General features: G+C 76.4%; 1 protein-coding gene. It reads left to right on the top strand.

Features of this window, described 5'->3' with window-relative positions; genetic code table 11:
• Nucleotides 1-138 precede the first annotated feature (138 nt).
• On the top strand, nucleotides 139-692 hold a 554-nt coding region (locus KUM32_RS42965; protein WP_217146971.1), incomplete at its 3' end, for a LysR family transcriptional regulator.

The raw sequence follows: 692 nt of genomic DNA, 5'->3' as shown, positions 1-692 counted from the left end.
GTGCCGCGCTGAACCCGGGGCGGACGTCGCCGAGCCGGCGGGGACCGCCCCGGGAGGCCGGGCGGGGGACGGGGCGTGGCGTGACTCCGTGCGGACCGTGAACTTCCGTAACGATGCCCCGTTGCATAGAGTCCGCCCATGGAACTGGAGTTCCGGCACTTGCGGGTGGTGCGGGCCATCGCGGACCACGGGACCCTGACGGCCGCGGCGGCCGAACTGGGCATGACCCAGCCGTCGGTGACCGAGGCCCTGCGGCGCGCCGAACGGATCACGGGCGCGCCCCTGTTCCGTCGCGACGCGCACGGCGCGGTGCCGACCCCGCTCGGCGAGTTGCTCGCCGCGCACGCGGGCACCGTGCTCACCGCGATGGACCGGCTGGCCGCCGCCACCGCCCGGCACCAGGCGGGCACCCTGCCGTCGTCGGTGCGGTTCGGCTGCACCCCGGGTTTGTTGGTGGCGCACCTGACGGTGCTGGCGCCGCAGGTGCTCGGCACCGAGGTCGAGGCGCGCACGGGGCCCGACCCGGCGGTGCAGCTCGCCCTGTTGGCCGACCGGCGCGTCGAGGCGGCCCTGATCGCGGGCAACCCGGGACCTCGGGCGCCCGCGGGGTCGGGCATCGAGTGCGCTGTGGTCTCCGTCGAGCCGTTGTTCGTCGCCGTGGCCAGTGGGCACCGGCTGGCCGGCGAGGTGGG

The sequence above is a fragment of the Streptomyces sp. AC627_RSS907 genome (genome assembly GCF_019049165.1).
This window is presented reverse-complemented; position numbering and strand designations above follow the sequence as displayed.